The organism is Bradyrhizobium sp. BLXBL-03 (assembly GCF_051853015.1).
Lineage (GTDB): Bacteria > Pseudomonadota > Alphaproteobacteria > Rhizobiales > Xanthobacteraceae > Bradyrhizobium > Bradyrhizobium manausense.
In genome coordinates this window covers 1,729,673-1,755,388 of record NZ_CP182470.1, presented here as the reverse complement: position 1 = coordinate 1,755,388, position 25,716 = coordinate 1,729,673, and the positions used below count along the sequence as shown (strand labels likewise).

The 25,716-nt window shown below is 64.8% G+C and carries 33 protein-coding genes; 20 read left to right on the top strand and 13 right to left on the bottom strand.

Annotated features, from left to right (window positions below; genetic code table 11):
* Positions 1-12 precede the first annotated feature (12 nt).
* A complete protein-coding gene (locus tag ACNJX9_RS08435) occupies positions 13-228 on the top strand; it encodes a cysteine-rich CWC family protein (protein ID WP_439408428.1) in 216 nt (71 codons plus the stop codon).
* A gap of 66 nt (positions 229-294) precedes the next feature.
* On the opposite strand, the gene ACNJX9_RS08430 is transcribed toward ACNJX9_RS08435, so the two are convergent.
* The 3 genes from ACNJX9_RS08430 to ACNJX9_RS08420 all read right to left on the bottom strand — a co-directional run bounded on the left by ACNJX9_RS08430 (position 295) and on the right by ACNJX9_RS08420 (position 2,133).
* Positions 295-993 (bottom strand): glutathione S-transferase family protein, encoded by a 699-nt coding sequence (locus tag ACNJX9_RS08430; RefSeq protein ID WP_439408427.1) that lies wholly within the window; start codon positions 991-993, stop codon positions 295-297.
* 133 nt (positions 994-1,126) lie between these two features.
* Complete coding sequence (locus tag ACNJX9_RS08425; protein ID WP_057741557.1) at positions 1,127-1,357, bottom strand: hypothetical protein; 231 nt, start codon at positions 1,355-1,357, stop codon at positions 1,127-1,129.
* The gene (locus ACNJX9_RS08420; RefSeq protein WP_439408426.1) at positions 1,354-2,133 is read right to left on the bottom strand and encodes a TSUP family transporter; all 780 of its coding nucleotides are present in this window, start codon (positions 2,131-2,133) and stop codon (positions 1,354-1,356) included. The genes ACNJX9_RS08425 and ACNJX9_RS08420 overlap by 4 nt, the downstream gene beginning before the upstream one ends.
* Positions 2,134-2,304: 171 nt before the next feature.
* On the opposite strand from ACNJX9_RS08420, the gene ACNJX9_RS08415 reads away from it, so the two are divergent.
* The 4 genes from ACNJX9_RS08415 to uvrB all read left to right on the top strand — a co-directional run bounded on the left by ACNJX9_RS08415 (position 2,305) and on the right by uvrB (position 6,837).
* The gene (locus ACNJX9_RS08415; protein WP_439408425.1) at positions 2,305-3,216 is read left to right on the top strand and encodes a LysR substrate-binding domain-containing protein; all 912 of its coding nucleotides are present in this window, start codon (positions 2,305-2,307) and stop codon (positions 3,214-3,216) included.
* 111 nt (positions 3,217-3,327) lie between these two features.
* On the top strand, positions 3,328-3,552 hold the full coding sequence (locus tag ACNJX9_RS08410) for a hypothetical protein (RefSeq protein ID WP_057741560.1): 225 nt from the start codon (positions 3,328-3,330) through the stop codon (positions 3,550-3,552).
* Between the two features lie 59 nt (positions 3,553-3,611).
* A complete protein-coding gene (locus tag ACNJX9_RS08405; protein ID WP_439408424.1) occupies positions 3,612-3,842 on the top strand; it encodes a hypothetical protein in 231 nt (76 codons plus the stop codon).
* A 91-nt stretch (positions 3,843-3,933) separates the two neighbouring features.
* Positions 3,934-6,837 carry an excinuclease ABC subunit UvrB gene (uvrB, locus tag ACNJX9_RS08400; protein ID WP_439408423.1) on the top strand — a complete coding sequence of 968 codons (2,904 nt, stop codon included), beginning with the start codon at positions 3,934-3,936 and terminating at the stop codon, positions 6,835-6,837.
* Between the two features lie 29 nt (positions 6,838-6,866).
* Here the strand turns inward: uvrB and ACNJX9_RS08395 are convergent, their stop codons facing one another.
* Complete coding sequence (locus tag ACNJX9_RS08395) at positions 6,867-7,253, bottom strand: hypothetical protein (RefSeq protein ID WP_439408422.1); 387 nt, start codon at positions 7,251-7,253, stop codon at positions 6,867-6,869.
* A 147-nt stretch (positions 7,254-7,400) separates the two neighbouring features.
* The gene (locus tag ACNJX9_RS08390; protein WP_439408421.1) at positions 7,401-7,637 is read right to left on the bottom strand and encodes a hypothetical protein; all 237 of its coding nucleotides are present in this window, start codon (positions 7,635-7,637) and stop codon (positions 7,401-7,403) included.
* 279 nt (positions 7,638-7,916) lie between these two features.
* On the opposite strand from ACNJX9_RS08390, the gene ACNJX9_RS08385 reads away from it, so the two are divergent.
* The 5 genes from ACNJX9_RS08385 to ACNJX9_RS08365 all read left to right on the top strand — a co-directional run bounded on the left by ACNJX9_RS08385 (position 7,917) and on the right by ACNJX9_RS08365 (position 11,268).
* Positions 7,917-8,369 (top strand): nuclear transport factor 2 family protein, encoded by a 453-nt coding sequence (locus tag ACNJX9_RS08385; protein ID WP_439408420.1) that lies wholly within the window; start codon positions 7,917-7,919, stop codon positions 8,367-8,369.
* A 279-nt stretch (positions 8,370-8,648) separates the two neighbouring features.
* On the top strand, positions 8,649-9,089 hold the full coding sequence (locus ACNJX9_RS08380; protein ID WP_439408419.1) for a nuclear transport factor 2 family protein: 441 nt from the start codon (positions 8,649-8,651) through the stop codon (positions 9,087-9,089).
* Positions 9,090-9,300: 211 nt separating this feature from the next.
* A complete protein-coding gene (locus ACNJX9_RS08375) occupies positions 9,301-10,221 on the top strand; it encodes a hypothetical protein (protein WP_271600641.1) in 921 nt (306 codons plus the stop codon).
* A gap of 172 nt (positions 10,222-10,393) precedes the next feature.
* Positions 10,394-10,819, top strand: a complete 426-nt coding sequence (locus tag ACNJX9_RS08370) for a hypothetical protein (protein ID WP_057741573.1) — start codon at positions 10,394-10,396, stop codon at positions 10,817-10,819.
* A 311-nt stretch (positions 10,820-11,130) separates the two neighbouring features.
* Positions 11,131-11,268, top strand: coding sequence for a hypothetical protein (locus ACNJX9_RS08365; protein ID WP_164933651.1), 138 nt, complete (start codon positions 11,131-11,133; stop codon positions 11,266-11,268).
* 36 nt (positions 11,269-11,304) lie between these two features.
* Here ACNJX9_RS08365 and ACNJX9_RS08360 read toward each other — a convergent pair whose 3' ends face one another.
* From ACNJX9_RS08360 to ACNJX9_RS08350, 3 genes are all read right to left on the bottom strand, one after another.
* The gene (locus ACNJX9_RS08360) at positions 11,305-11,451 is read right to left on the bottom strand and encodes a hypothetical protein (protein ID WP_164938884.1); all 147 of its coding nucleotides are present in this window, start codon (positions 11,449-11,451) and stop codon (positions 11,305-11,307) included.
* 201 nt (positions 11,452-11,652) lie between these two features.
* Positions 11,653-12,132, bottom strand: a complete 480-nt coding sequence (locus ACNJX9_RS08355) for a MaoC family dehydratase (protein ID WP_057741575.1) — start codon at positions 12,130-12,132, stop codon at positions 11,653-11,655.
* The gene (locus ACNJX9_RS08350; protein ID WP_439408418.1) at positions 12,132-12,584 is read right to left on the bottom strand and encodes a MaoC family dehydratase; all 453 of its coding nucleotides are present in this window, start codon (positions 12,582-12,584) and stop codon (positions 12,132-12,134) included. The genes ACNJX9_RS08355 and ACNJX9_RS08350 overlap by 1 nt, the downstream gene beginning before the upstream one ends.
* A 153-nt stretch (positions 12,585-12,737) precedes the next feature.
* Here ACNJX9_RS08350 and ACNJX9_RS08345 point away from each other — a divergent pair, with 153 nt between their 5' ends.
* Complete coding sequence (locus tag ACNJX9_RS08345) at positions 12,738-13,034, top strand: DUF4282 domain-containing protein (RefSeq protein WP_092230128.1); 297 nt, start codon at positions 12,738-12,740, stop codon at positions 13,032-13,034.
* Positions 13,035-13,309: 275 nt separating this feature from the next.
* Positions 13,310-13,870, top strand: a complete 561-nt coding sequence (locus tag ACNJX9_RS08340) for an acyltransferase (protein ID WP_271600644.1) — start codon at positions 13,310-13,312, stop codon at positions 13,868-13,870.
* 186 nt (positions 13,871-14,056) lie between these two features.
* On the opposite strand, the gene ychF is transcribed toward ACNJX9_RS08340, so the two are convergent.
* The 4 genes from ychF to ACNJX9_RS08320 form a co-directional block, all read right to left on the bottom strand.
* The gene (ychF, locus tag ACNJX9_RS08335; RefSeq protein ID WP_057741581.1) at positions 14,057-15,154 is read right to left on the bottom strand and encodes a redox-regulated ATPase YchF; all 1,098 of its coding nucleotides are present in this window, start codon (positions 15,152-15,154) and stop codon (positions 14,057-14,059) included.
* 123 nt (positions 15,155-15,277) lie between these two features.
* Positions 15,278-15,883: an aminoacyl-tRNA hydrolase gene (gene pth, locus ACNJX9_RS08330; RefSeq protein ID WP_057741584.1), complete on the bottom strand. Its 606-nt coding sequence runs from the start codon at positions 15,881-15,883 to the stop codon at positions 15,278-15,280.
* Between the two features lie 62 nt (positions 15,884-15,945).
* Positions 15,946-16,671 carry a 50S ribosomal protein L25/general stress protein Ctc gene (locus tag ACNJX9_RS08325; protein ID WP_057741585.1) on the bottom strand — a complete coding sequence of 242 codons (726 nt, stop codon included), beginning with the start codon at positions 16,669-16,671 and terminating at the stop codon, positions 15,946-15,948.
* Between the two features lie 259 nt (positions 16,672-16,930).
* Entirely contained in the window at positions 16,931-17,182 is a 252-nt protein-coding gene (locus tag ACNJX9_RS08320; protein WP_057741966.1) for an accessory factor UbiK family protein, read from the bottom strand.
* A gap of 176 nt (positions 17,183-17,358) precedes the next feature.
* On the opposite strand from ACNJX9_RS08320, the gene ACNJX9_RS08315 reads away from it, so the two are divergent.
* The 8 genes from ACNJX9_RS08315 to ACNJX9_RS08280 all read left to right on the top strand — a co-directional run bounded on the left by ACNJX9_RS08315 (position 17,359) and on the right by ACNJX9_RS08280 (position 25,078).
* Positions 17,359-18,090 (top strand): dienelactone hydrolase family protein, encoded by a 732-nt coding sequence (locus ACNJX9_RS08315; protein WP_439408417.1) that lies wholly within the window; start codon positions 17,359-17,361, stop codon positions 18,088-18,090.
* Between the two features lie 14 nt (positions 18,091-18,104).
* Complete coding sequence (gene lgt, locus ACNJX9_RS08310) at positions 18,105-18,950, top strand: prolipoprotein diacylglyceryl transferase (protein WP_057741589.1); 846 nt, start codon at positions 18,105-18,107, stop codon at positions 18,948-18,950.
* Between the two features lie 21 nt (positions 18,951-18,971).
* A complete protein-coding gene (locus ACNJX9_RS08305; RefSeq protein WP_439408416.1) occupies positions 18,972-20,090 on the top strand; it encodes a class I SAM-dependent methyltransferase in 1,119 nt (372 codons plus the stop codon).
* Entirely contained in the window at positions 20,090-20,857 is a 768-nt protein-coding gene (gene pgeF, locus ACNJX9_RS08300; RefSeq protein WP_057741594.1) for a peptidoglycan editing factor PgeF, read from the top strand. The genes ACNJX9_RS08305 and pgeF overlap by 1 nt, the downstream gene beginning before the upstream one ends.
* Positions 20,858-21,040: 183 nt before the next feature.
* Entirely contained in the window at positions 21,041-21,658 is a 618-nt protein-coding gene (locus ACNJX9_RS08295) for a hypothetical protein (RefSeq protein WP_439408415.1), read from the top strand.
* A gap of 215 nt (positions 21,659-21,873) precedes the next feature.
* On the top strand, positions 21,874-22,827 hold the full coding sequence (locus tag ACNJX9_RS08290) for a ribose-phosphate pyrophosphokinase (RefSeq protein WP_057741970.1): 954 nt from the start codon (positions 21,874-21,876) through the stop codon (positions 22,825-22,827).
* A 191-nt stretch (positions 22,828-23,018) separates the two neighbouring features.
* Positions 23,019-24,047: a putative zinc-binding metallopeptidase gene (locus tag ACNJX9_RS08285; protein WP_057741601.1), complete on the top strand. Its 1,029-nt coding sequence runs from the start codon at positions 23,019-23,021 to the stop codon at positions 24,045-24,047.
* A complete protein-coding gene (locus ACNJX9_RS08280; protein WP_439408414.1) occupies positions 24,044-25,078 on the top strand; it encodes a D-alanine--D-alanine ligase family protein in 1,035 nt (344 codons plus the stop codon). Before ACNJX9_RS08285 ends, ACNJX9_RS08280 begins: the two co-directional genes overlap by 4 nt.
* Positions 25,079-25,150: 72 nt before the next feature.
* Here ACNJX9_RS08280 and ACNJX9_RS08275 read toward each other — a convergent pair whose 3' ends face one another.
* Complete coding sequence (locus tag ACNJX9_RS08275; protein WP_057741973.1) at positions 25,151-25,699, bottom strand: 6,7-dimethyl-8-ribityllumazine synthase; 549 nt, start codon at positions 25,697-25,699, stop codon at positions 25,151-25,153.
* Positions 25,700-25,716: the final 17 nt, after the last annotated feature.

The following is a 25,716-nucleotide window of genomic DNA, read 5'->3' as shown; positions in this document are numbered from 1 at the left end:
TCGACGTAAATCATGACAAATCCGAAAGAAATCACGATTGCGCAACCGGCTCCGCGCCGCCTTCTCTGTTCCCGCTGCGGCACCGAGTTCGGCTGCGATCTGTCGGGCAATTGCTGGTGCGCGGAGGAGACAGCCAAGCTGCCGATGCCGGTGAAGGGCGAGGATTGCTTGTGCCGGGAATGCTTGCGCAAGGCGGCGGTGCGCAGCCCGGATGGAGCGCGAGCGTAATCCGGGGCCGTCATCGCTTGTGGCGCGATTCCCGGATTGCGCTGCGCTCCATCCGGGCTACGAAACCTACACCGCATACCCTGGCGACTTCCTTGCCATGCCGTCGAATGCATCGAGCAGCTTCTCGCGCCAGGCATAGACCGGATCATCCGCCTCGAGCAGCTTGAACGGGCTCACCACGCGCGCCCATTGGAAACCGCCGAACACGATGTAGTCGGCGTAGTTCGGCGCGGCTCCGCCCAGATAGGGCTGAGACTTGAACGTCTGCCGCATGATCTCCAGCGATTTGCGGAACGCGACGACGCCGCTGTCGCGGCTCGCCATGATCTCTTCCAGCGTCTTGCCGCCGAAGCGGGCTTCACGCGACGAGCGGAAATAGGCGGCATCGACCTCGGCGAGGTTGTTCGGGATGTCGGCGATGATGAGCGGAAAGATGCCGCCGATGATGGCGATGTCGCCCCAAGCATTGATCATGCGCGCCATGGCGCGACCGCCCTCGCCGCCGAACAGCGAGGGACGATCGGGAAAATTGTCTTCGAGATATCCAGCGATCGCCCAGGAATCGACCACGGGCCTGTCGTGATGCAGCAGCACCGGAACCCTCTCCGAGCCGTGCGGCGCGATCGCGCTCTTCTCGGTGAAGCGCCACGGCAGCGATTGCGCCGTCAGCCCCTTATGGGCCAGCGCCATCCGCGTGCGCCAGCAATACGGGCTGAAGGGACGCGAGGCATCGGTGCCGACGAGTTCGTAGAGCTTGAGCGACATGCAGGGTCTCCACAGGCTCCGTCATTGCGAGGAGCTCTTGCGACGAAGCAATCCAGACTGCTTCCGCGGAGGCATTCTGGATTGCTTCGCTGACGCTCGCAATGACGATGTGGGGACAGAAGCGCTCTGCCAACTATCGCCCGTTGGCGCGCAGCAGCTTCTCCCCGTCTTCCGTCACGGCAATGACGAGCCCGAGGCCTGGCACTGTCTCGCGCGCGACGAAGCCGCGGTCGGCGGCGTCCTCCCAGATGGTGAGGCGCGGGCACGAGGTCTTCCAGGTCGAGATCACCTCGGCATAGGCGCGCGGCTCGCGTGCGATCCATTCGACGAAATCAAGCACCAGCGGGTCGGCCTCACAGCTCATTGCAAACCTCCCTTGTCGAAGGCGGCCAATACCGGCGTGCGAACCAAGAGCCAGCCGCCATAGGCGATGTAATAGCAGGCGATGGTGGTGATCAGCTTGTTCGACCAGGCGATGAATTGCTGGTCGGTCATGGCTTCGAGAAGGCGCCGCGCCAGCGTGGTGCCGAGCATCGAGGCGAGGATTGCGACGCCGGCCAGAACCGGATCGAGCGAGGCGGCCTGGTCGATGATGCCGCCGAAATAGATCAGCTTGGTGAAATGGCTGACGAGCTGGCACATCGCCTTGGTCGCCACCTTCTCGCGCCGGCCGAAATCGCCGCCGAGGAAGAAGGTGTCGAGCAGCGGACCGGAGACCCCGGTCATCAGCATCAGGCCCATGCAGATCGTGCCATAGACCGTGCCCTGCCAGAGCTGATCAGGATCGGGCTTGATATTCGCAGGCAACAGCCGCGCCATGAACGGCGTGGCGCCGAGCAGCAAAAGCGCCGTCGGCTTGCCCGGCACGTAGCGCGTGAGCGACCATGCCCCGAGCGCGATGGCAGCGCCGACCATGTAGTTTGCGACCGGCCGCCAGCGGATATGCGCCCGCCACAGGAACGCGCGCCAGCCATTCGAGGCCATCTGCGTGATCGCATGCAGCACCATGGCGGTCGGCAGCGGCATCAGGGCCAGCAGCACGCCGATCAGGATCAGCCCGCCCGCCATGCCGAACAGCCCCGACAGGAACGCGGTGGCGACCATCAGCAATCCAAGGGCAGCGATCATGATGGGCGTCACCTGGGGATTCTCCTGTGATGGGGCGGCGAAAGCGAGGGACGCAGACTGCCCATTCCCCCTCGCCACGCTTCTCTCCCCGCACGCGGGGAGGGGCAAGGTGAAGGTGCCTCGCTTGCCGCGGCTGCGCAAACTGAGTTATCTTGGCCTGGCATCAGCTTTCCTGAGGGTCCCTTGCGGCGGCTGCTCTTTCTCAACGGCATCAAGGCATTCGAGGCGGCGGCGCGGACCGGCAGCTTTGCCGCCGCCGGGGTCGAGCTGAACGTCTCGGCGGCCGCCGTCAGCCGCATGGTGCATCTGCTGGAGGAGCGGCTCGGCGTCGCGCTGTTCGAACGCAAGGCCAACAGGCTGGTGCTGACGCAGGCGGGCCGCGCCTATCAGAGCGGGCTGACGCCGATCTTCGATGCGCTCGCCAGCCTCACCGCGCAGGTGACGGCGCCTGCAAGCGTGCGCGTGCTCACCATCGGCGTCGGCCACACCTTTGCGATGCGCTGGCTGATCCCGCGGCTGTCGGAGTTTCGCAGCGAAGAGCCCGACATCGAGGTGCGCTTCACCACCGGCGGCGCCGAGGCGCCGTTCGGCGAGGACTGGAACTGCGGCATCAAGCTCGGCACCGGCGACTGGCCGGGCCTCGTCGCCGAGCCCCTGTTCGCGGGCGACCTCACGCCGGTCTGCGTGCCCCGCCTCGCCTCCGGCCTGAAGCGGCCGGCGGACCTCAAAGGGCCCGGTCTGATCCGCGTCACCCATTCGCCGGAGGACTGGCCGATCTGGCTGAAGGCCGCGAACCTCACCCGCATCAATGCGCGCGGGCCGGAGTTCCAGTTCTACGGCCAGGCGCTGCAAGCTGCTGTCGACGGACTCGGCGTCGCCATGGGCATCCGGCCCTATATCGACGACGACCTCGCCGCCGGACGCCTGGTGGCGCCGTTCGACCTCTCGGTGCCCAAGGGCATGCGCTGGTACCTGATCTACCGCAGCTTCCAGACCGAGCAGCGCGATTTTACCGCGTTCCGCCGCTGGATCATGCGGGCGGCGGCGGAACCCGCGGCCCGGCCGCGGCGGTCCGGACGCGCCGCACGGAACTGATGCCTCAGCCGTTCGGCTGAAAAAGCCGGCCTGATGTGAACGGCTTCACATATCGAAATCCGCAAACGTGGTCCTCTAACCCTCCGACATCTGAGCATTTGGGGACTTCCAATGACGACCCTCTACGACGGCTTTGACATCGAATCCTTCGAAGCTGGCAAGGGACTGTGGCACGCCCGTATCCGGCGCGCCGATTTCAGCCCGCTTGCCATCGACGGCGTGCTGTTTCCGACCATGGAAGTCGGCTTCGCCTGGCCGGATCCCGACGCTGCGATCGCAGACGCCAAGCATCACATCGACCGCTTCCGCCGGCACGCCGGCGACAGCGACGAATAGGCCGGCGGCACGGCAACAGGACTGAAGGACATCGCGCCACAGTAGGGGAACACCTGACCATGTCAGTGATCGAAATCGACGACGGTGGGCGGCCGCGAATTTATTCGCGCCAGGTGCTGTCGATCTGCCCGGAATGCGACGGCGATCTCGCGGTGGTCCGCGTGATCGGCGGCCGCGCCGGCTGCGAGTACTGGACCATGCGCTGCACCGATTGCGGCGGGATCCATCTCGATATCCTCGAGCCGCGCCTGACGGTCGTGGACGGCGACGGGCCGCTGCCGGCGGCGTAGTCCGGCGCTGCTGCCAACCTGCTGTCAGCAGCGTGCTCCGGGACTTAGCTTCGCCCTTTTCTGAAGGGCGGAGTCGTCCCATATTCGCCTCATGGCGAAGAAACCTGCTCCCCCGAAATCCCCCAAAACCAAGGCTCCGAACTCGAAGGCACATCGGCCAGATGTGCAGCCGATCGGGCCGGCGCTGGCCGAGCTGCTGAATCCTGCGATCAATCGCGGCGATGCGGGGCTTGGATCGGGCACCGGGCTGCAGCCGCCACCCGACAATTCGCGCGACCGCCGCGCCGGCGGCGAGGCTGCCGCGCATCGCGCGCGCGCCTCGACACCGAAGGATTTTCCGGCCGACCGGCTGGCCGGACTGCAAGAAGCGCCGCAGGCCAATTACGGAACCGCAGCCACGATCCCGACGCTCGATCCGGAACTGGCGCGACAGCTCGGTCTTCCCACCGAGGAGGACGATGCCGAAGCGCTGGCGCGTCCGCCGCGGTCAAAGATGGAGGCGCTCGGTGTCAAGGCGACTGCCGACGCGCTGGAATCGCTGATCCGCGAGGGGCGACCGGAGTTCCGCAAGGACGACGGCTCCATGAGGGTGTGGACGCCGCACCGGCCGCCGCGCCCGGAGAAGTCCGAAGGCGGCGTGCGTTTCGAGATCAAGTCGGAATACCAGCCGCGCGGCGACCAGCCGACCGCGATCAAGGAGCTGGTCGAGGGTATCGAGCGCAACGACCGTTCGCAGGTGCTGCTCGGCGTCACCGGGTCCGGCAAGACCTACACCATGGCCAAGGTGATCGAGGCGACCCAGCGTCCGGCGCTGATCCTGGCGCCGAACAAGACGCTGGCCGCCCAGCTCTATGGCGAGTTCAAGAACTTCTTCCCCGATAACGCGGTCGAGTACTTCGTCTCCTATTACGACTACTACCAGCCGGAAGCCTATGTCCCGCGCACGGACACCTACATAGAAAAAGACTCGTCGATCAACGAGCAGATCGACCGCATGCGCCACTCGGCGACGCGCGCCCTGCTCGAACGCGACGACGTCATCATCGTCGCCTCGGTATCCTGCATCTACGGTATCGGCTCGGTCGAGACCTACACCGCGATGACGTTCGCGCTGAAGAAAGGCGAGCGCATCGACCAGCGCCAGCTGATCGCCGACCTCGTCGCGCTCCAGTACAAGCGCACCCAGGCCGATTTCACCCGCGGCACTTTCCGGGTGCGCGGCGACGTGATCGATATTTTCCCGGCGCACTATGAAGATCGCGCCTGGCGCGTGAACCTGTTCGGCGACACCATCGAGAGCATCGAGGAGTTCGATCCACTCACCGGCCACAAGCAGGACGAGCTCGAATTCATCAAGATGTACGCCAATTCGCACTATGTGACGCCGCGTCCGACGCTGGTGCAGGCGATCAAGTCGATCAAGTCGGAACTGAAGCAGCGGCTCGACCAGCTCAACAATCAGGGCCGCCTCCTGGAAGCACAGCGGCTGGAGCAGCGCACCACCTTCGACCTCGAGATGATGGAAGCGACCGGCAGCTGCGCCGGCATCGAGAACTATTCGCGCTATCTCACCGGGCGCCGCCCCGGCGAGCCGCCGCCGACCCTGTTCGAATACGTCCCCGACAACGCGCTGATCTTCGCCGACGAAAGCCATGTCACCATCCCGCAGATCGGCGCCATGTTCCGCGGCGACTTCCGCCGCAAGGCGACGCTGGCCGAATACGGTTTCCGCCTGCCCTCCTGCATGGACAACCGCCCGCTCCGCTTCGAGGAGTGGGACATGATGCGGCCGCAGACCATCGCGGTGTCGGCGACGCCGAGCAGCTGGGAGCTGAACGAAAGCGGTGGCGTGTTCGTCGAGCAGGTGATCAGGCCGACCGGCCTGATCGATCCGCCGGTCGATATTCGCCCGGCGCGCACCCAGGTCGACGATCTCGTCGGCGAGGTGCGCGCGACCGCGCAGGCCGGCTATCGCTCGCTGATCACGGTGCTGACGAAGCGCATGGCGGAGGACCTCACCGAATACCTGCATGAGCAGGGCATCCGCGTCCGCTATATGCACAGCGACATCGACACCATCGAGCGCATCGAGATCATCAGGGATCTGCGCTTGGGTGCGTTCGACGCGCTGGTCGGCATCAACCTGTTGCGCGAAGGCCTCGACATCCCCGAATGCGCGCTGGTCGCCATTCTCGATGCCGACAAGGAAGGCTTTTTGCGCAGTGAAACGTCCTTGATCCAGACCATCGGCCGCGCCGCGCGCAACGTCGACGGCAAGGTGATCCTCTATGCCGACCAGATGACCGGCTCGATGGAGCGTGCCATCGCCGAAACCAACCGCCGCCGCGAAAAACAGGTCGAGTACAACACAGCAAACGGCATTACGCCTGAAAGCGTGAAGAAGAACATCGGCGACATCCTCAACTCGGTCTATGAGCGCGACCACGTGCTGGTCGAGGTCGGCGGTCACGACATGACCGACGACGTCATCTCGATCGGCCACAATTTTGAAGCCGTGCTCGCCGACCTCGAGACGCGGATGCGCGAGGCCGCCGCCGACCTGAACTTCGAGGAAGCCGCGCGCCTGCGCGACGAGGTCAAGCGCCTGCGCGCCACCGAGCTCGCCGTGGTCGACGATCCCACCGCCAAGCAGCGCGCCGTCACCACCAAGGCGGGCGCCTATGCCGGCACCCGAAAATACGGCGATGCCGCCAATCTGCCGGTCAGCGCGATGAAGAAAAAGACCGTGAGCTCCGCGCTGAAGGCAAGCGGCAGCGGCAGCGGCTCGAAGGTGCACAAGCCGCATCTCGACGAGATGCACGGCCCGGAATCGCTGCCCTACCGCGCGAGCCCAAGCCTGCCTTCAAAGCCGTTCGGCAGCACCAGCCGGATCATCCAGCCGACGGATTCAAGGCAGTCGGGGCCCGAGTTCGGGCCTGCGCCGAAATCGACCGGCGGGATGCCGGGGCGACGGGGCGGGTGGAAGAAGAGGTAGGATGTCGGATGTGAGGAGGGTCAACGCCCTCACCCCATGCTCGCCGTCACCACAGCCATCACCGACAGCATCAGCACGATCGCGACCAGTTGCAGCGAGGCGACCGGGTGGGTGCGCCATTCCGTGATCTTGTCGGAGAGCGACAGACTGCCATCGAAGAATGCCGGCTCGTAGAGCGTCTTGAACAGCGCCGGGACGCTCGGGCCGAGCGTCACGGCGATCATCGCGTGAAGCAGCGAGGCGAAGGCGACGAAAATGGCAACGCCGGGGTCGCCGACGAGGTCGTGGTTACCGCACAGCTTGAGCAGCAGCGCGGCCGCCGCGAAGGTCGGAAAGCTCTGCAGCATCGCGGTCAGCGCAAAGCCTTCGAGGGCGTTGCGCGGACGGGACTTTCTCGCGGTGGCGATGGTGGCCATGGCACGTCTCCCTGATGGCATGCGGCTGACGGTAGCCGCAGGGAGAGGCGCGCGATGTGAGGTGCCTCACGCCGCATTCCGCGACTGGAACAAGAGGCGTGATGGATGTACGGGTTCGCGCTTCGCGCGCCCCGGAATGACGATGAGCTACGGCTTGCCCTGACCGTTCGCCTGGCTCTGTTGTTGCTGCTGCCTGTCCTGCTCGTTGGCGCGATGGCGGCCGTAGAGGCAGCCGGCGGCGGCGCCGAGCATGCCGTGATGGCCGGCATAATGGCCGGCAACGCCGCCGACGATGGCGCCCTTGATGCAGCCCTTGGCGTTCGCAACGGAATTTGCGCCGAGCATGAGCAGCGCGGCGGTGACGGTGAGAAGCGGGAATTTCATCGATGTCTCCTGCGGTGTCGCCGTCTCAACGATTACGAGCCGGCGGGAGTTCCCGCGCTCGCCACATGGTGAGAGACGTCAGCCCTCATGCCTGCGGCGCCAGAACGCCCGTCCGATTGGGGGCACGGTCCATGTCAGCGCAACCCCGCCTTGCAGCCATGAACCCCATGCATTGAGGCGCGACCGTATGGCGAATAACCCCGGTGTTTTTGCGGATTGATGCAGCCGCGCGCCGCGCGATAGCGTTTACAATCCATGGCCAGTGAGGGCATCAGCGGCATGAGCGTGGAGTCGTTGAACAAGCAGCGCGTGCTGCATCTGCTCGACACCATCATGCGCGGCGATCTCGAGGCCGCGCTGTCGTGCTGCACCGAGGACGTCGATTTCCTCACCCACGCGCCGATCGACGTGATGACGCATATGGGCCCGCGCCACGGCAAGGCCGAGCTGCGCGAGTTCTGGCAGACTGTCTCCTCGCGTTACTCCGAGTTTCGCTACAAGGTCCCGCAGATCATCGCCGATGGCGACGAGGTCGCGATCTACCTGCAGGCCCATTTCAAGAAGCGCAGCAACGACCGCATCGTGCAGTTCGACATGGCGGTGTTCTACAGCTTCCGGAACGGACAGATCGCGCAGATCCGCGAGATCATCGATTCCTACGATCTGGTGCAGCAGGTGCTGGAGCGGGAGATCGGGCCGTTGATCGTGGGGGCGGGGATGGAGGCGGAGTAGGCGTTCCAACGTCGTCCCGGCCCCCCGCGGGCAATTGCGTGCTAGGCCGGGACGACATCGACGGTTGCAACTCCCCCGCTTCCCGGACCCGGTAAGATTACGGGGTCCTGTTGTAAATCTCACACTTTGCGCTCACTTGTGCCTTGCAAAAACGTGATTTGAGTTTTTCCAGAAATCCCGTACTTGTTCGCATACAAATGAATTCAGCAGCCCCTCGGCACCTTACTGTGCTTGGGGTTGTTTTCCGTTTTTACGCTTCAATTTCAGGACGCCCCCCAAATGACAGAGCACAGCCTCTGGCGTTTCTCGCGCGCGTTGCACCGTGCGATCAACGACCGGCATTTCGAGGATGTCGAGGCCCTGATCGACGACGACGTCGAATGGGCGATCTACGGCCCGATCGACATGTTTCCGTTCCTGGGCGCGCGCCAGGGCAAGGCGGCCGTGCTCCGGGTCATCCGCCAGCTCGCCGACAATTTCCGCGTCCACCGCTTCGAGCGCGAGAGCATCATGCTGGGCGTCGATTCCGCCTCCTCGATGCTGCGCTACTCGCTGACGGCGCTGGATTCCGACAAGCCGATCAGCCTGCGCGTGGCGCAGTTCGCGCAGTTCAGGGCTGATAGGCTGATCAGCCTGCGTGTGCTGGTCGACACCTTCGATCTGGTCGAACAGGCACTCGGCCGCGCCATTCATCTGCCAAAGGTGACCAGCGTCGGCTGACGGGACACCAACGGGCTCCGAGAATTCGGGACCGGTCGATTGAGGCTCCCATGACACGTGCTGGCCTCCAGCCCCGCCGGACGCCGTCATGGAGATGCTCGTCACCGGGCGCGCCATTTGCGCGCGGCCCGTTGGTTCGTCATTTTGGGCGCCACAATTTCGCAACGATAGTTCCGCATTTTCCGCGCGAACGGGGCTTGCGGGCAAGGCAATGGAATTCACGACAGGTTTCGGCTGGACCAGGCTGCCGCTGGCGGCCGCGTTCATTTTGGGTTCGGTGCTGACGGCTGCAGCGCAGATCATTCCGCCCTTCTCCCCGCCCCCCGCCGCGACCACGGCTGACGACGACGAGGCCGAGGTCGCCGAGGCCCCCAGCGTCAACGCCCCCGACGTGCTCAAAGGCATCGACGTCGACAAGCTCGACTGGAGCCAGCTCGCCATCGACGCGGGTACGCTCGACGACCTCGTCGCCGCCAAGAAGCGCGCGCAAGCCGCCGCCAAGGACGGGATGGACTGGTCGTCCAGCGCCAATGCCAACGGCTCCTCGGGCGTGAAGGTCAAGCAGTCGGTGTCCCCGTTCTGGGACACCCGCATCGGCGCCGACATGACGGTGACGAAAGAGCCCACCACGATGTCGGAGCTGCTGGCGCTGAAGGCCGAAAATGGCGGCAACCTGCCGCAATCCTCCGGCAGCGCCTGGGCCGCCGCGACCGCGCCGGGCGCAGGCGCGATCTGGGACAAGACTGCGGTCGAAGCCCGCGTCGATCCAGGCAGCGAACAGAGCAAGCTCGGGGCGTCGCTGACCAAATCAATGCCGCTGTCGGGCGACACCTCGCTGACGCTGCAGAACGGCTACAGCGTCAACCAGCAGGGCACCACGGCGCTGCCCGGCGTCGGCGGCCACGTCAGCCGCAATTACGAGACCGACCAGTCCGCCAAGGTCACGATCACCGACACCGGCACCAGCATCTCGGCGGGGCAGACCCTGTCGACCACCGACGACAAATGGCTGCGCAAGGTCGGCGCCGAGCAGAAGCTGTTCGACAACGTCACCGTCTCCGGCTCGGTCGGCGAAACCTCTCAAGGCGCGATCAACAAGAGCGTGACGGCCGGCTTCAAGAAGAGCTGGTGAGCCTTGTTTAGACTTCCCTAACCGTACGCCACGGCAAAGCCCCCGAATGGTCCGTCCTTGCCGCATCTCGGCCCTGTTCCGGTCAAAATCCGGCGCACAGATGCATCGGCCTGACACACATCGTCGTGCGGGGGACACTCGCGCTGCGCTCAACGCGAACAGGGGAATAACGATGAACGCCATGCGTCCGGAAAAGACCGAGACCACCGAGACCGAGACGGTCGACAGCGATCTCGCCGCCGTGACCGAAGTCGAGGCCGGTATCCGCGATTTCGTCCGCAACGACATCGCCTATCTGCGCCGGCCGGCCGCCGCCGCAACCACGGACTCGCCGCCACTCGATCCGAGCGCGGAAGCCACCGTGACCAACGTCAACTCGCTGATCCAGCGCGTCGCCGGCACCTCCCTCGGCGAGATCGAGAATCTGATCTCCGAGCTCGAGAGCCTGCGCGACCTGCTTCATGCCGAAGGCCAGCGCGTCCAGCGCGAGATCTCGGGCTACGCCCAACTCAGCCAGGCCGCGATGAAGTCGACCCGCATGATCGCCGACAACGTCGCCCAGTGGAAGCGTGCCGCCGACGGCCTGCGCAATAGCTGATCGGACGGAAGAAGCATCACCAGCCGCCGCGCTCCGGAAGGAGCGCGGCGGTTTTTGCTTCTGGGACGTGAGGAGTGCACACGCGCTCCACACGAAAAGTGTCATCACCCGCGAGGGCGGTTGATCCAGTATTCCAGAGACGGCAGCGATTGAACCGAGGGGCCGCGGCGTACTGGATGCCCTGCCCCCCGTGCGCAATTGCGCACTAGGCGGGCATGACAGCGGTGGGCGTGGTTTGAACCCACGCCCACTCCCGGCGACCAATGCCAAGCGCCCGTGCCGCTGACGGCCGGGCCTCGGGGACATCTCAGATGGAAAGCATTCGGCCCGATACCACGGACCCGATACCGCTGCGGCCCGCGCCGAGCCAGTTCGGGACCATCATGCTGCGCTTTGTCGGGCTGCTGGCGGTTGCGATCGCAATTTTGGCGTTCGTCTATAGCCGCTGAGGCCGGAGGCCGCTTCCCCGGAACGTAAACAGTCGCTTAACGGCTTGCGTCGACCGTCGAGGCTTCCAGGGTGTAGGCGCCGTCGGCGTAGCCCTTCACCACCATGCCGGCCACCAGCATCACGGCCAGCGTCGCGGTAGCGAAGATAAATCCGACCAATTTCAGTGCGCCGCGGTCTGCCATCGTTCTCGTTCCCTGTCCTCTGCCCAGTTCGTTCAAATAGACAGCGACAGGTTCATAATTGGTTAGCAACTCGATGGTTCCGGTTGCTGCTTCGCAGGCTCCCGGGCCATCTCGGGAGGCTTATGGCAGTCACCCTGAATCGCGTCCATAGCGCGCGGGCAACACTCGCGCGCTGTTTTGGCCGTTCATCCTGGAACTGGTCTAAGCGCTTTTCCGCATCGGCACGAAGGCGCTGGCGGTGATGGAATAGACCTCCTCGCCGCGCTGGTTGGTGCCGGTGGTGCGGGCGGTCAGGATGCCCCAGCCGGGACGCGAGGCGGAACTGCGCTTGTCGATGACGACGCTGGCGTAAGAAATGATATCGCCGGCGAGCACCGGCCTGATCCAGCGCAGATCGCGAAAGCCCGGCGACGGCCCCCAGACGGCAACCTCCTCGCCGCGTGAAGCTGCCTCACGCGCCAGACGTTGGCCGTCGGCGACCACCAAGCTCATGCAGGCCGAGCCGACATGCCAGCCGGATGCAGCAAGCCCGCCGAACAGCGAATTCTTGCCTTCCTCCTCGTCGAGGTGAAAGCGCTGCGGATCGAACTTGGCGGCGAAAGCCTTGATGGATTCGGCGGTGAAGCTGTAGCTGCCGAGTTCGCGGCGCTGCCCGATCTCGATCTGTTCGAAGAACCGCATCAGGCCGCTCCCGCGCGTCGCTCGATCAGGATCGGCGAGGTCATCTCGCACAGCGCTTCGCCTTTGGCGTTACGCGCGGTGCATTTGAACTTGACGATGCCGAGGTTCGGCCGGCTCTTCGAGGTGCGCGCTTCAACGACATCGACGTCGAGCGTGAGATCGTCACCCGGCCTGAGGGGCGAGAGCCAACGCACCTCGTCGACCCCCGGAGACCCGAGCGAGGCGGCGCGGGCGATGAAACCGTCGGCCATCATCCGCATCATCAGGGAGCAGAGATGCCAGCCCGAGCCCGACAGGCCGCGCAGCATGCTTTTGCTGGCGGCCTCTTCATCCAGATGCATCGACTGCGGATCGAACTCGGCGGCAAACGCCAAAATCTCGTCGCGGGTGACATGGCGCGGGCCGAACGTTCCATAGCGGCCTGGCGGGAAATCTTCGAAGGTCAGGGTCATCTTGGAAAAGCTTTGCGGGAAGGACAGATTGTGGCCGCACTTTGCGGCAATCTCAACCCGCCGGCCCGCATGGCTCGTGCTACATTCGGCGAGTCGGCTCGCCTCATTGTCCTGACGGCACGGCCGGGAGCGCGATTTGGCGGGGGGAGAGAGATGTTTTCATTCAGCGATCTGTTTCAGTGGGACCGCTTCATCACGCCGACGATCATCAAGACCTTCTACTGGCTGGTGATCGGCGTGATCTGCCTGTTCGGACTCTCCGGAATCTTCGCCGGCCTCACCGCGATGGCGATCAGCCCGTTCGCCGGTTTCCTGGTCGTGCTGGAATCGATCGCAGGCGTGGTCGTCGGCGTGGTGTTCTCGCGCATCGCCGCGGAACTGATCCTGATCGTGTTCCGCATCAACGAGCATCTCGGCGCCATCAGGGATCAGGGCGGCGGGATGCGATGAGGTCCTCGTCATTCCGGGGCGCCTCGAAGAGGCGAGCCCGGAATCCATCGGGCCTCAGAGCAAGCGGGTAAATGGATTCTCAGGTGCGCAATTGCGCACCATAGTTCGCGCCAAGGGGCGCGCCCCGGAATGACAGCGAGCCCTTACCAACATCGGCCTCCACCCAGACGGCTGCGCCAGGTGCCACCTCGTTCTTCACCGCGTATTTACGCGCGGATGACAGGCTCGGCACCGCATGAAAGGCGCGGGACGCCACAAGGGTCAGGAGCGGATTGGTGGGCAAGATCGAGAACCCGGTGCTGCGGGCCGGTGCGCTCCTGTTCTTCGCCTGTCTGCGCGCCTGGCTGACGGTGCGGTACGGGCGCCGGCTCCAGCTCGGACCCGGGATCGTGTTCAAGGGGCGGCTGGTGCTCGGTCGGGGCGTCCGGGTGTCGATCGGCGCGAACTGCCGGATCGGCAAGCGCGTGCTCATCACCGGGCATGGCCAGGTGACGGTCGGCAAGGACACCTTGCTCAATGGCTGCTGGATCGGCTGCGCGCAGAAGGTCGATATCGGGTCGTCCTGCCTGATCAGCGACTGCGACATCGTCGACACGGACTTTCACAACCTTCCCCCGCGGCTTCGGCACGAGCCTGCGGTTGCTCGGGCCGTCGCGCCGGTGCACATCGGGGACAATGTCTGGGTGGGCGCGCGCTCGATCGTGCTCAAGGGAGTGACGATCGGCGACCACTCGGTCGTGGGTGCCGGAGCGGTGGTGCGTGAGGACGTCCCACCCCGCGTGGTCGTCGCCGGAAACCCGGCGGCGGTCGTCAGGCAGTTCCGCGACGACGAATAGGCACCGACGCGGGCTCTGCGCGTCATCAGCGCGGCGCGGTGCAGTGAGGTTCGTCATTCCCGGGCGCGCGTAGCGCGAACCCGGAATCCATCGAGCGTCAGAGTGAATCGTGAAATGGATTCTCAGGTGCGCAATTGCGCACCATAGCTCGCGCCAAGAGGCGCGCCCCGGAATGACAGCGAGCCCTTACGTATTAAACCTGAAATGCATCACGTCGCCGTCGGCGACGACGTATTCCTTGCCTTCGAGGCGAAGCTTGCCGGCATCGCGGGCGCCGGCTTCGCCGCCGAGCGCGACGTAGTCGTCATAGGCAATCGTCTCGGCGCGGATGAAGCCCTTTTCGAAATCGGTGTGGATCACGCCGGCCGCGCCCGGCGCCTTGGTGCCGCGATGGATGGTCCAGGCGCGTGCTTCCTTCGGGCCCACCGTGAAATAGGTGATGAGCTCGAGCAGCTTGTAGCCGGCGCGGATCAGACGATCCAGACCTGCTTCTTCGAGACCCAGCGTCTCCAGGAAGTCGGCACGCTCCTCACGCGAGATCGTCGCGATCTCGGATTCGATCTTTGCCGAGATGACGACGGCAACCGCGCCCTCCTTGGCGGCCTGCTCCTCGACCGCCTTGGAGAAGGCGTTGCCGGTGGCCGCCGAGCCTTCCTCGACGTTGCAGACATAGAGGACCGGCTTTGACGACAAGAGGCCGAGCATCGAGAACGCCCGTTCCTCTTCGGCCTTGCGCTCGACGAGGCGCGCGGGCTTGCCCTCGCGCAGCAGCACCAGCGTGCGGTTGACGAGGTCGAGCTGCTCCTTGGCGTCCTTGTCGTTGCCCTTGGCTTTCTTGGTCAGATTGTCGACGCGCTTCTCGAGGCTGTCGAGGTCGGCGAGCATCAGCTCGGTCTCGATGGTCTCGATATCGGCAAGCGGTGCGATCTTGCCCTCGACATGGGTGATGTCGGAATCCTCGAAGCAGCGCACGACATGCACGATGGCGTCGACCTCGCGGATATTGGCGAGGAACTGGTTGCCGAGGCCTTCACCCTTGGACGCGCCACGCACCAGGCCGGCGATGTCGACGAAGGTCAGCCGGGTCGGAATGATCTGGCCCGACTTGGCGATCGCCGCCAGCTTGTCGAGCCGCGGATCCGGCACGGCGACCTCGCCGACATTAGGCTCGATGGTGCAGAACGGATAGTTCGCAGCTTGCGCCGCGGCCGTCTCGGTCAGCGCGTTGAACAAGGTCGACTTGCCGACATTGGGCAATCCGACGATTCCGCATTTGAATCCCATGGTGGTCCTGGCCTCCGCGCTCCGCGCGTAAATGTCTTCCGAACTCGTCATGCGCGGGCTTGACCCGCGCATCCATCGTCTTCGAAGAATGGATCGCCGGATCAAGTCCGGCGATGACTGGTGTTATTCCTTGCCGTTCTCGTCCTTGGTCAAAAATCCCTTCGCCTGCATCGCCAGATGCACCCGGTTGGCAAAGGTCGCGTCAGTGCCCTTGGCGATCAGTGCGGCGTGCTCGGCCACCGCGTCGCAGAGCGTCGTCACCCACTCACTGTCGGCCTTGGCGAAGTCCGACAGCACGTGGCCATGCACCAGCTCCTTGACGCCGGGATGACCGATGCCGAGCCTGACACGGCGGTACTCGTTGCCGATATGCGCCGAGATCGAGCGCAGACCGTTGTGGCCGGCGATGCCGCCGCCGATCTTCACCCGCACCTTGCCCGGCGGCAGCTCGAGCTCGTCGTGAAACACCGTGGTATCGCCGGGCGCGATCTTGAAGAAGCTCGCCGCTTCCTGAACGCTGCGGCCGGACTCGTTCATGTAGGTCGTGGGCTTGAGCAGGATGACGCGCTCAGGTCCGAGCGTGCCTTCCGACGTCTCGCCCTGAAAACGACGGCGCCATGGTGAAAAACCATGACGCCGCGCAATCTCGTCGACGGCCATGAAGCCGATATTGTGCCGGTTACGTGCGTATTTCGCGCCGGGATTGCCGAGCCCAACAAAGAGTCGCATGACGTCGGCGCGCCCCTCAGCCGGCACGCGATCGAAGACCGCGCACCAGCTCGTCTGAAGGATTACTTCTTCTTGTCGCCGCCGGCCGGAGCCTTGGCAGCAGCAGCCGGAGCAGCAGCACCCGCAGCCGGAGCCGCGCCAGCCGCCGGAGCAGCAGCGCCCGCAGCCGGAGCCGCGCCACCAGCAGCAGCCGCAGCCGCGGCCTTCTGCTCTTCGGCGTAGCCGGACGGCGGCACGATGGTGACGAGGGTCGCGTCCTCGCGGGTCAGCGCCTTCACGCCGGCCGGAAGCTTGATGTCCGACAAATGCAGCGAGTAACCGATTTCGAGCGCGCCGACGTCGGCCTCGAGGAACTGCGGGATGTTCTCGACCGAGCACTCGAGATCGATGGCGTGGGCGACAATGTTGACGGTGCCGCCGCGCTTCACGCCCGGGGAGGTTTCCGCCTTCACGATGTGCAGGGGCACGCTGATGCGGATGGTGGCGCCTTCGCCGAGCCGCATGAAGTCGACATGGATCGGGAAGTCCTTGACCGGATCGAGGTGGTAGTCGCGCGGAATCACGCGGTGCTTCTTGCCCTCGAGCTCGATGTCGACCAGCGTGGTCAGGAACCGGCCGGCGAGGATGCGCTGGCGCAGTTCACGATCTGCAATCGAGATCGTCAGCGGGGGCTGGTTGTTGCCATAGATCACTCCGGGCACGCGCCCGGCGCGACGCTCAGCCCGGGCGGCCCCCTTGCCGCTCTTCGGACGTGCGGTCGCCTTCAATTCCTTGACGGTCGTCGCCATAGTCTAAGTCCTTGTTTTTGCAAAAGTTAATGGGCCGCAGCGCGGCCCATGGCATGGTCCACAGCAAGCCTCCAGGGGTGCGGGGGCCGTGAACGTGGCGGGCTTTTACCCGGAAGATGCGGAAATGACAAGGAGAATGGGCGGGCGGCAGGTCCCGGGTCTGCCGCCATTCCGGGGCGGTCGCGACAGCGACCGAAGCCGGAATCTCGAGATTCCGGGTTCGATGCTACGCATCGCCCCGGAATGACGGCAAGCGGCATTACCCGCCGAGCTTGGCCTCCAGCGCCGCGATGCGCGCCTTCAGGGCTTCGTTCTCCTCGCGGGCCAGGCGGGCCATGTCCTTGACCGCCTCGAACTCCTCGCGCTTGACCAGGTCCATGTCGCGCAGGAATTTTTCGGCCTGGTTGCGCATGACAGTGTCGAACTCGCGCTTGACGCCCTGGGCCGCACCAGCGGCATCGTTCATCATGCGGCCGATCTCGTCGAAAAACCGGTTGGTGGTCTGGGTCATGTCGGTCTCCTGATCGGTTGGCGGCCCCGATAAACTTTGCGCGAACGCACCAAAAGACAATGGCAATCTGCGGTGACAGGTTCAAGGGCCGCACCGCGGTATCCTTGTCATGCCCCGGTTTCCTTGCAATCGTATTCAACGTCCCTGCATGTCAGGGAATCACAAGGCGGAAAGACATGATCGAGCAGCAGATCGCTATTCCCACCAAGGACGGCCACACCGCGACCTTCATCGTCCATCCCGAGCGTGGTGGACCATTCCCGGTCATCCTGTTCTACATGGACGCGCCGGCGATCCGCGAAGAGCTGCGCGACATGGCGCGGCGCCTTGCGACCTCGGGCTATTACGTGATGCTGCCGAACCTCTATTACCGCTCCGGCGTGATGGAGCTCGGCGCGCTGCCGGCCGATCCGAACGCACCGGAACGCAAGCGCATGTTTGCGCTGATGAGCTCATTGACCATTCCCCTGATCATGGACGACACGCGTGCGCTGCTTACTTACGCCGAAGGCCAGACGGCCGCGAACACCAAAGTGGTCGGCACCGTCGGCTACTGCATGAGCGGCCGCTACGCCGTGAACGCCGCCACGCATTTCCCTGAAACCGTCAAGGCCGCCGCCTCGATCTACGGCACGCAGCTTGCGACCGACCAGGCCGACAGCCCGCACCTCGCCGCCGGCAAGACCAAGGCCGAGCTCTATTTCGCCTGCGCCGAGACCGACATCTACGCGCCGACCGAGATCATCGAGCAGGTCAAGCAGGGCATGAAGGGCGCGAAGGCCGAGGTCGAGATCTATCCCGGTACCCATCACGGCTTCGCCTTCCCCAAGCGTCCGGTCTATGACCGCGACGCTGCCGAGCGGCATTGGGAGCGGCTGCTGGCGCTCTATCGCCGTAATCTCGTTTAAATCTAGAAGGCCTGATGCTTTTCCTGCTGATCGACTTCCCCAAATTCAACCCGATCGCCCTCGAGATCGGGCCGTTCGCGATCCGCTGGTATGCGCTGGCCTATATCGGCGGCATCGTCATCGGCTGGCTCTATGCGCGCTCTTTGCTGAAGAACGAGCGGCTGTGGGGCGGCCCTGCGCCGATGTCGCTGCTGCAGATCGACGACTTCATCCTCTGGGTTACGCTCGGCATCATCCTGGGCGGCCGCACCGGCTACGTGCTGTTCTACAACCTGCCCTTCTTCATCGATCATCCCGCCGCGATCTTCCGGCTGTGGGAGGGCGGCATGTCGTTCCATGGCGGCTTCCTCGGCTGCGTCGTCGCGGTGATGTGGTTTGCCTATCGAAATGGCATCTCGATCCTGTCGCTTGGCGACATCACCACCGCGGTTGCCCCGATCGGGCTGCTGCTCGGCCGGATCGCCAATTTCATCAACGGCGAATTGTGGGGGCGCGCCGCCGATGCGAGCCTGCCCTGGGCGATGATCTTCCCCAACGATCCCTCGCACCTGCCACGCCATCCGAGCCAGCTCTACGAAGCCGGCATGGAGGGCATCCTGCTGTTCACCGTGCTCGCGATCATGATCCGCCTCGGCGCGCTGAAGCGCCCGGGCATGATCCTCGGCAGCTTCATCCTGATCTACGGCCTGACCCGGATCATCGGCGAGCATTTCCGCGAGCCGGACGTCCAGCTCGGCTTCCTCTGGGGCGGGTTAACCATGGGCATGCTGTTGTCGATCCCGATGCTACTCGTCGGCAGCATACTTATTGTAATGGCTGTCAGGCGCGGTGCGCCGAAGCCCGCAACCTCCATTCGTTGATTCATTTCGAGACATCTGCTCGTGACCGAACAGGCACTGCTCAACGAGATCAAGGCACTGATCAAATCCTCAGGCCCCATGCCGGTCTGGCGATACATGGAGACGTGCCTGATGCATCCGCGCTACGGCTATTACGTCTCGCGCGATCCGCTCGGGCGCGAGGGCGACTTCACCACCTCGCCCGAAGTCAGCCAGATGTTCGGCGAGCTCCTGGGGTTGTGGACCGCCTCGGTCTGGAAGCAGATGGGCTCGCCGCCATCCCTGCGGCTGATCGAACTCGGCCCCGGCCGCGGCACCATGATGGCGGACGCGCTGCGCGCGCTGCGCGTGCTGCCGCCGCTCTATCAGGGGCTCAGCATTCATCTGGTCGAGGTCAATCCGGTGCTGCGCGAGCGGCAACAGGCGACGTTGTCGGGCGTGCGCAACAGCATCACCTGGCACGACAGCATCGACGACGTGCCTGATGGTCCCAGCGTGATCCTCGCCAACGAATATTTCGACGTGCTGCCGATCCACCAGATGATCAAGCGCGAGGACGGCTGGCATGAGCGCGTGATCGAGATCGACCCCAACGGCAACCTCCAGTTCGGCGCGGCATCCGAGCCGACGCCGCGCTTCGACGTGCTGCTGCCGCCTTTGGTGCGGGCGGCGCCGGTCGGTGCGGTGTTCGAATGGCGGCCCGATACGGAGATCATGAAGCTTGCCTCTCGCGTGCGCGACCAGGACGGCGCCGCGCTGGTCATCGATTACGGCCATTTGCGCAGCGATGCCGGCGACACCTTCCAGGCCATCGCGCGCCACACCTTCGCCGATCCCTTGAAGGCGCCTGGCCAGGCCGACGTCACCGCCCATGTCGACTTCGAGGCGCTGGCGCGGGCAGCCGAGGACGTCGGCGCGCGCGTGCACGGGCCGGTGACGCAGAGCGACTTCCTCAAGCGGGTCGGCATCGACACCCGCGCGGCCGCGCTGATGCAGAAGGCGACGCCTGAAGTTGCGACCGACATTTCCGTGGCGCTGAAGCGGCTGACCGATACCGGGCGCGGCGGCATGGGCTCGATGTTCAAGGTGCTCGGCATCTCCGAACCAAGATTGAGGGGCCTTGCCGGCCTCAGCGATCTCGAACAGGCCGGAGGCAATTGATGACCCTGACTTCGTCACTGCTGTCGGCCGTGCCCGGCCTGCGCCATTCCTTCTTCACGCGCGAGGGCGGCGTCTCCAGCGGCATCTATTCCGCGCTCAATGGCGGGCTCGGCTCCAACGACGATCAGGCCCTTGTCGCCGAGAACCGCCGGCGCATGGCCGAGCATGTCGGCGTCGCGGCCGACCGCTTCATCAGCCTGCATCAGATCCATTCGCCCGACGTGCTCGTCGCCGACGCACCCTGGCCGAGCGGGCCGCGGCCGAAGGGCGATGCGCTGGTCACCAAAACGCCGGGCATCGCACTCGGCGTCTCCACCGCCGATTGCGGCCCGGTGCTGTTCGTCGATCCCAACGCGCGCGTCATCGGCGGCGCTCATGCCGGCTGGAAGGGTGCACTGACCGGCGTGCTGGAATCCACTGTTGCAGCGATGGAGAAGCTCGGTGCCACGCGCGGCAGCATCATCGCCGCGATCGGGCCCTTGATCCGACAGGAGAGCTACGAGGTCGGCAACGAGTTCGTCGCCCGCTTCATCGAGGCGGATGCGGAGAATGCGATGTTCTTTATTCCATCTGTACGCGAGGGCCATGCGATGTTCGATCTCGCCGGCTTCATCCGCAAGCGGCTCGAAGGTGCCGGCATCCTGATGATCGACGATCTTGGTCTCGACACCTACGCCGACGAACGCTTCTTCAGCTATCGCCGCTCGGTGCACCGCAAGGAGCCGGATTACGGCCGGCACATTCACGCGATCGCGCTGGAAGGGTGAACACAAGGGCAACACGCCGTCATTTCGGGGCTCGCGAAGCGAGAACCCGGAATCCATCGTGCAGCAAACCATGCGGAGAGATGGATTCCGGGTTCGCGCCAAGTGGGCGCGCCCCGGAATGACGATGATCTGTGTCTCCCCCGCCCTAGACCTTAATCGATTTTAACGATATCGCTGCCCTCAATGAGGGAAGCGTCATCCAACTTGCGCCGCGCCGGCTCGCGCGTGCTGGCGGCCATGCTGCTGGCAGCAGCGACCGCGCTGGCCGGCTGCGCCGGTGGCAACGCACCCGCCAATTCCTATGCGATGGCAACACCGAGCGCCGGCTCCGGGGCGACGGTGGCCTTCGAATCCATCGACGGGCCGCCGCCGCAGGTGTTCGATCGCATGGTCGGCGTGCTCGACAGCGAATCCAAGCTGCGCAACCTGTCCGTTGTTTCCCGCGAAGGGACGGCTGCCTATCGCGTGCGCAGCTACCTCTCCGCCCAAATCGTGCGCGGCAAGACCGTGATCGCCTGGGTCTGGGACGTCTACGACGCCAACCAGCAGCGGGCGCTGCGTCTCTCCGGCGAGGAACCGGCCGCGGCCAAGGGCGGCAAGGATCCCTGGACTGCCGCGGACGACCTCGTGCTGCGGAAGATCGCCCAGGCCGGATTCAGCGGACTTTCCAATATGATCAACGGGACGCCGGATGCCCCTGGCTCGGTTCCGGGCCTGCGCGGCCCCGCGGTCGCAAGCGTGACGCCTGGGACTCCGGCGCCGGACATGCCGGCCACGGCGCTCGGCTACGCCCAGCAATAACCACCGCGAAACCACGGCCTCAAGTCTTGACCAAGTCTTGACCAAGTCTTGGCCAAACCGTTGGCCCGACTCAGGATTTCAGAGGGAAAACGTAGCATCCCGGGTTGCCATTGCGGCCTCTCGCCTGATATTTCCTCGCCCGTCGTAACCGTGCTGCCAGTGGGTATTCTCTGATGTTGAACGTCGTATCCAGCAAAGCGCGGGAGGAAGCGTCCATGTCGGCCAAGAACGGCTCCATCAAGCTTGTCGCCGGCAACTCCAATCCGGCCCTCGCCCAAGCCATCGCGCAGGGCCTCGACGTGCCGCTGACCAAGGCCGTGGTCCGGCGCTTCGCCGACATGGAGATCTTCGTCGAGGTCCAGGAGAACATCCGCGGCTCGGATGCCTTCATCATCCAGTCGACCTCGTTCCCGGCGAACGACAATCTGATGGAGCTCTTGATCATCACCGACGCGCTGCGCCGCTCATCGGCGCGCCGTATCACCGCAGTGATCCCCTATTTCGGCTATGCCAGGCAGGACCGCCGCTCCGGCTCGCGCACGCCGATCTCGGCCAAGCTCGTCGCCAATCTGATCACCCATGCCGGCGTCGACCGCGTCATGACGCTCGACCTGCATGCCGGCCAGATCCAGGGCTTCTTCGATATCCCGACCGACAATTTGTTCGCAGCCCCGGTGATGGTGCGCGACATCCGCGAACGTTTCGACCTCGGCAAGGTGATGGTGGTCTCGCCTGATGTCGGCGGCGTGGCCCGCGCCCGCGGACTCGCCAAGCGCATCAACACCCCGCTCGCGATCGTCGACAAGCGTCGTGAACGTCCGGGCGAGTCCGAAGTCATGAACGTGATCGGCGACGTCTCCGGCTACAGCTGCATCCTGGTCGACGACATCGTCGATTCCGGCGGCACGCTGGTGAACGCAGCCGATGCGCTGATCGCCAAGGGCGCCAAGGAGGTCTACGCCTACATCACCCACGGCGTGCTCTCCGGCGGCGCGGCCGCCCGCATCGCCGGCTCGAAGCTGAAAGAGCTCGTCATCACCGACTCGATCCTGGCGACGGAAGCGGTGACCAAGGCGCCGAACATCCGCACGCTGCCGATCGCCAGCCTGATCTCCGACGCGATCGCGCGCACCGCCGCGGAAGAGTCGGTATCGAGCCTGTTCGACTGAACACTCGATCTTGTAGGGTGGGTAGCGTAGCGTAACCCACCAAGTCTGGCTCCTCGTAAACCAAAGAGGTGGGTTACGCCTTCGGCTAACCCACCCTACGGTCTCGCGTTCTGACTCTCAGCGCGGGTTGTTGCCGGCTGCCGGGCATGACATCATCATGACGCCGAGTCATCTCTGCCTCTGGATACAAGATGCCCCGCCGGAAATTCGCTTGGGAAAAACTGTCGGATGACGAGTTGCTCCAGCAGCGCCTCTCCAGCCTGAGGGTTACGGTCGAAGGCACCTGGCTCGAGGATTGTGTCGCCACACTGCACGAAGAGCTCGACGAGCGCGGCATCCGGCTGCGGCCGCACACATGGATCTCGAGCGAATGGTTCAGTCCGGGAGACGTGCCCGGCATCGCGATTCCTTTCTATCTCGCTCATCCGCGCCTGATGAAGCTCGAGAAGAAGATGATGTTCGACGTCGAGGGCGGCACCTGGCGCGAGTGCATGGCCATCCTCCGCCACGAGGCCGGCCATGCCATCCAGCACGGCTTCCAATTGCAGCGGCGCCGGCGCTGGCAGCAACTGTTCGGGCCGTCGTCGAAGCACTATCCGCGCTACTACCGGCCCAATCCGGCGAGCCGGCGCTACGTCCAGCATTTGCGGCTGTGGTACGCGCAGAGCCACCCGGACGAGGATTTCGCCGAGACATTTGCGGTGTGGCTGCGCCCGCGCTCGAACTGGCGGACGCGATATGAGGGCTGGCCGGCACTGAAGAAGCTCGAATATGTCGACGAGCTGATGGGCGAGATCGCTGGAAAACGTCCGCTGATCACGACGCGCGAGCGCGTCGATCCCCTCAGCCAGCTCAGCCAGACGCTCGAGGAGCACTACAAGAAGAAGCAGGCGTTCTACGCTTTTACGCCGCCGAAGACCTACGACCGCGACCTCTCGCGGCTGTTTTCCACCGATCCACGGCATCATCGCTCGAAGCCTGCTTCGAGCCTGATCAGGCGGCACCGCGCCCAGATCAGACGGCTGGTCGCGCGATGGACCGGCGAGAACCAGCTCACGCTCGACGCCGTGCTCGACGACATGATCTCCCGCTGCCGCGAGCTGGACCTGCGCGCGGTGGGATCCGAACAGAAGCTCGTTCTCGATTTCACTGTCCTCGTGACCGCCAAGACGATGCACGCGCTGTTCGGCCCGTCGCGGCGCAAATGGATCGCGCTATGAGACGACTCCGTATTCTCGTGCTGATGCATCCGGACTTCATGCCTCCGGACTCCTCCGATGGATACACACCGCAGGAAATCAACAACTGGAAAACGGAATACGACGTCGTCAGCACATTGCGCGCGGCCGGTCATGAGGTCCGTCCGCTCGGCGCTCAGGAGGAAATCAGGCCGGTCCGTGAAGCGATCGAGGAGTTCAAGCCGCACGTGGTTTTCACGCTGCTGGAGGAATTCCACTACAACGTCGCCTACGACCAGCACATCGCCAGCTACCTCGAACTGATGAAGGTGCCTTATACCGGCTGCAATCCGCGCGGCCTGATCCTGGCGCGCGGCAAGGACCTGTCCAAGACGCTGGTGCATCACCGCCGCATCGCCGCACCCGCCTTCGCCGTCTTCCCGATGCGCCGCAAGGTGAAACGCCCGAAACATCTTGCGCTGCCGCTGATCGTCAAGGCGCTCAACATGGATGGGTCCGTCGGCATCTCGCAGGCCTCGATCGTCGACACCGACGAGAAGCTCGCCGAACGCGTCGCCTTCATCCACGAGCGGGTCGAGACCGCCGCCATCGCCGAGCAATTCATCGAGGGGCGCGAGCTCTATGTCGGCGTGCTCGGTAACAATCGCCTACGCGTGTTGCCGGTGTGGGAATTGAAATTCGGCAGCATGGGCGGGCGCAGCTCACGCCACATCGCCACCGAAAAGGCCAAGCACGACACCGACTATCAGGAACGCCTCGGCATCGTCGACGGGCCGGCGAAAGACCTTGCGCCCGAAGTCACCGCGCGGATCCGGCGCGCCGCGAAACGCATCTACCGGGCGCTTGGTCTCGATGGCTATGCGCGCATCGATTTCCGTCTCGCCGCCGACGGCACGCCGTATTTCATCGAAGCCAATCCCAATCCCGAAATCGCCAAGAGCCAGGAATTCGCCACCGCGGCCCAGCACGACGGGCTGAAATACGGGGATCTGCTCCATCGCATCCTGGCGCTCGGGATCAGCCGGGCGAAGGCGGGCGTGTCGCTGGGTTGAGGGCTTAGCGCGGTCGCCGCGGCCTCCTCCCGCCGCCGGCTTTGGAGACGGCGGCGGGATTGACAATCAGAGCTACACAATCCCCGCCGCAACCTGGCCGCGCAGGCGCTCGAGGCCGAGCAACGTCTCGGCGCAGGCGGCCGCGACCTCGACGCCCTTGATGGCAAAGTGCCTGCGGAAGAAATCGTAATGCACTTCGGTCTCGTGGAATTGCTGCGGCGTCAGCACGGCCGAGAACACCGGCACCTCGGTGCGGAGCTGCACGTCCATCAGCGCCTTGATCACGGTGTCGGCGACGAATTCGTGGCGATAGATGCCACCGTCAACGACGAGGCCAGCGGCGACGATCGCGGTGTAGCGCCGCGTCTTGGCGAGGACCTGGGCATGCAGCGGGATCTCGAACGAGCCCGGCACCTCGAACACGTCGACATGGGTGAGATGGCGTGCCTCCGCTTCCTTCATGAAGGCGATGCGGGCTTCCGCGACCACGTCGCGGTGCCAGCAGGCCTGCACGAAGGCCACCCGCTGCGGTTTTGCAAAACGCGGATGCTCGGTCGCCGCTGGAACCGGCGGCTGGGTCTGGGAAGTGCCTGTCTGGGGATCTTGCAACATCTGATTCATGGCTTTCCTCTTGGGGA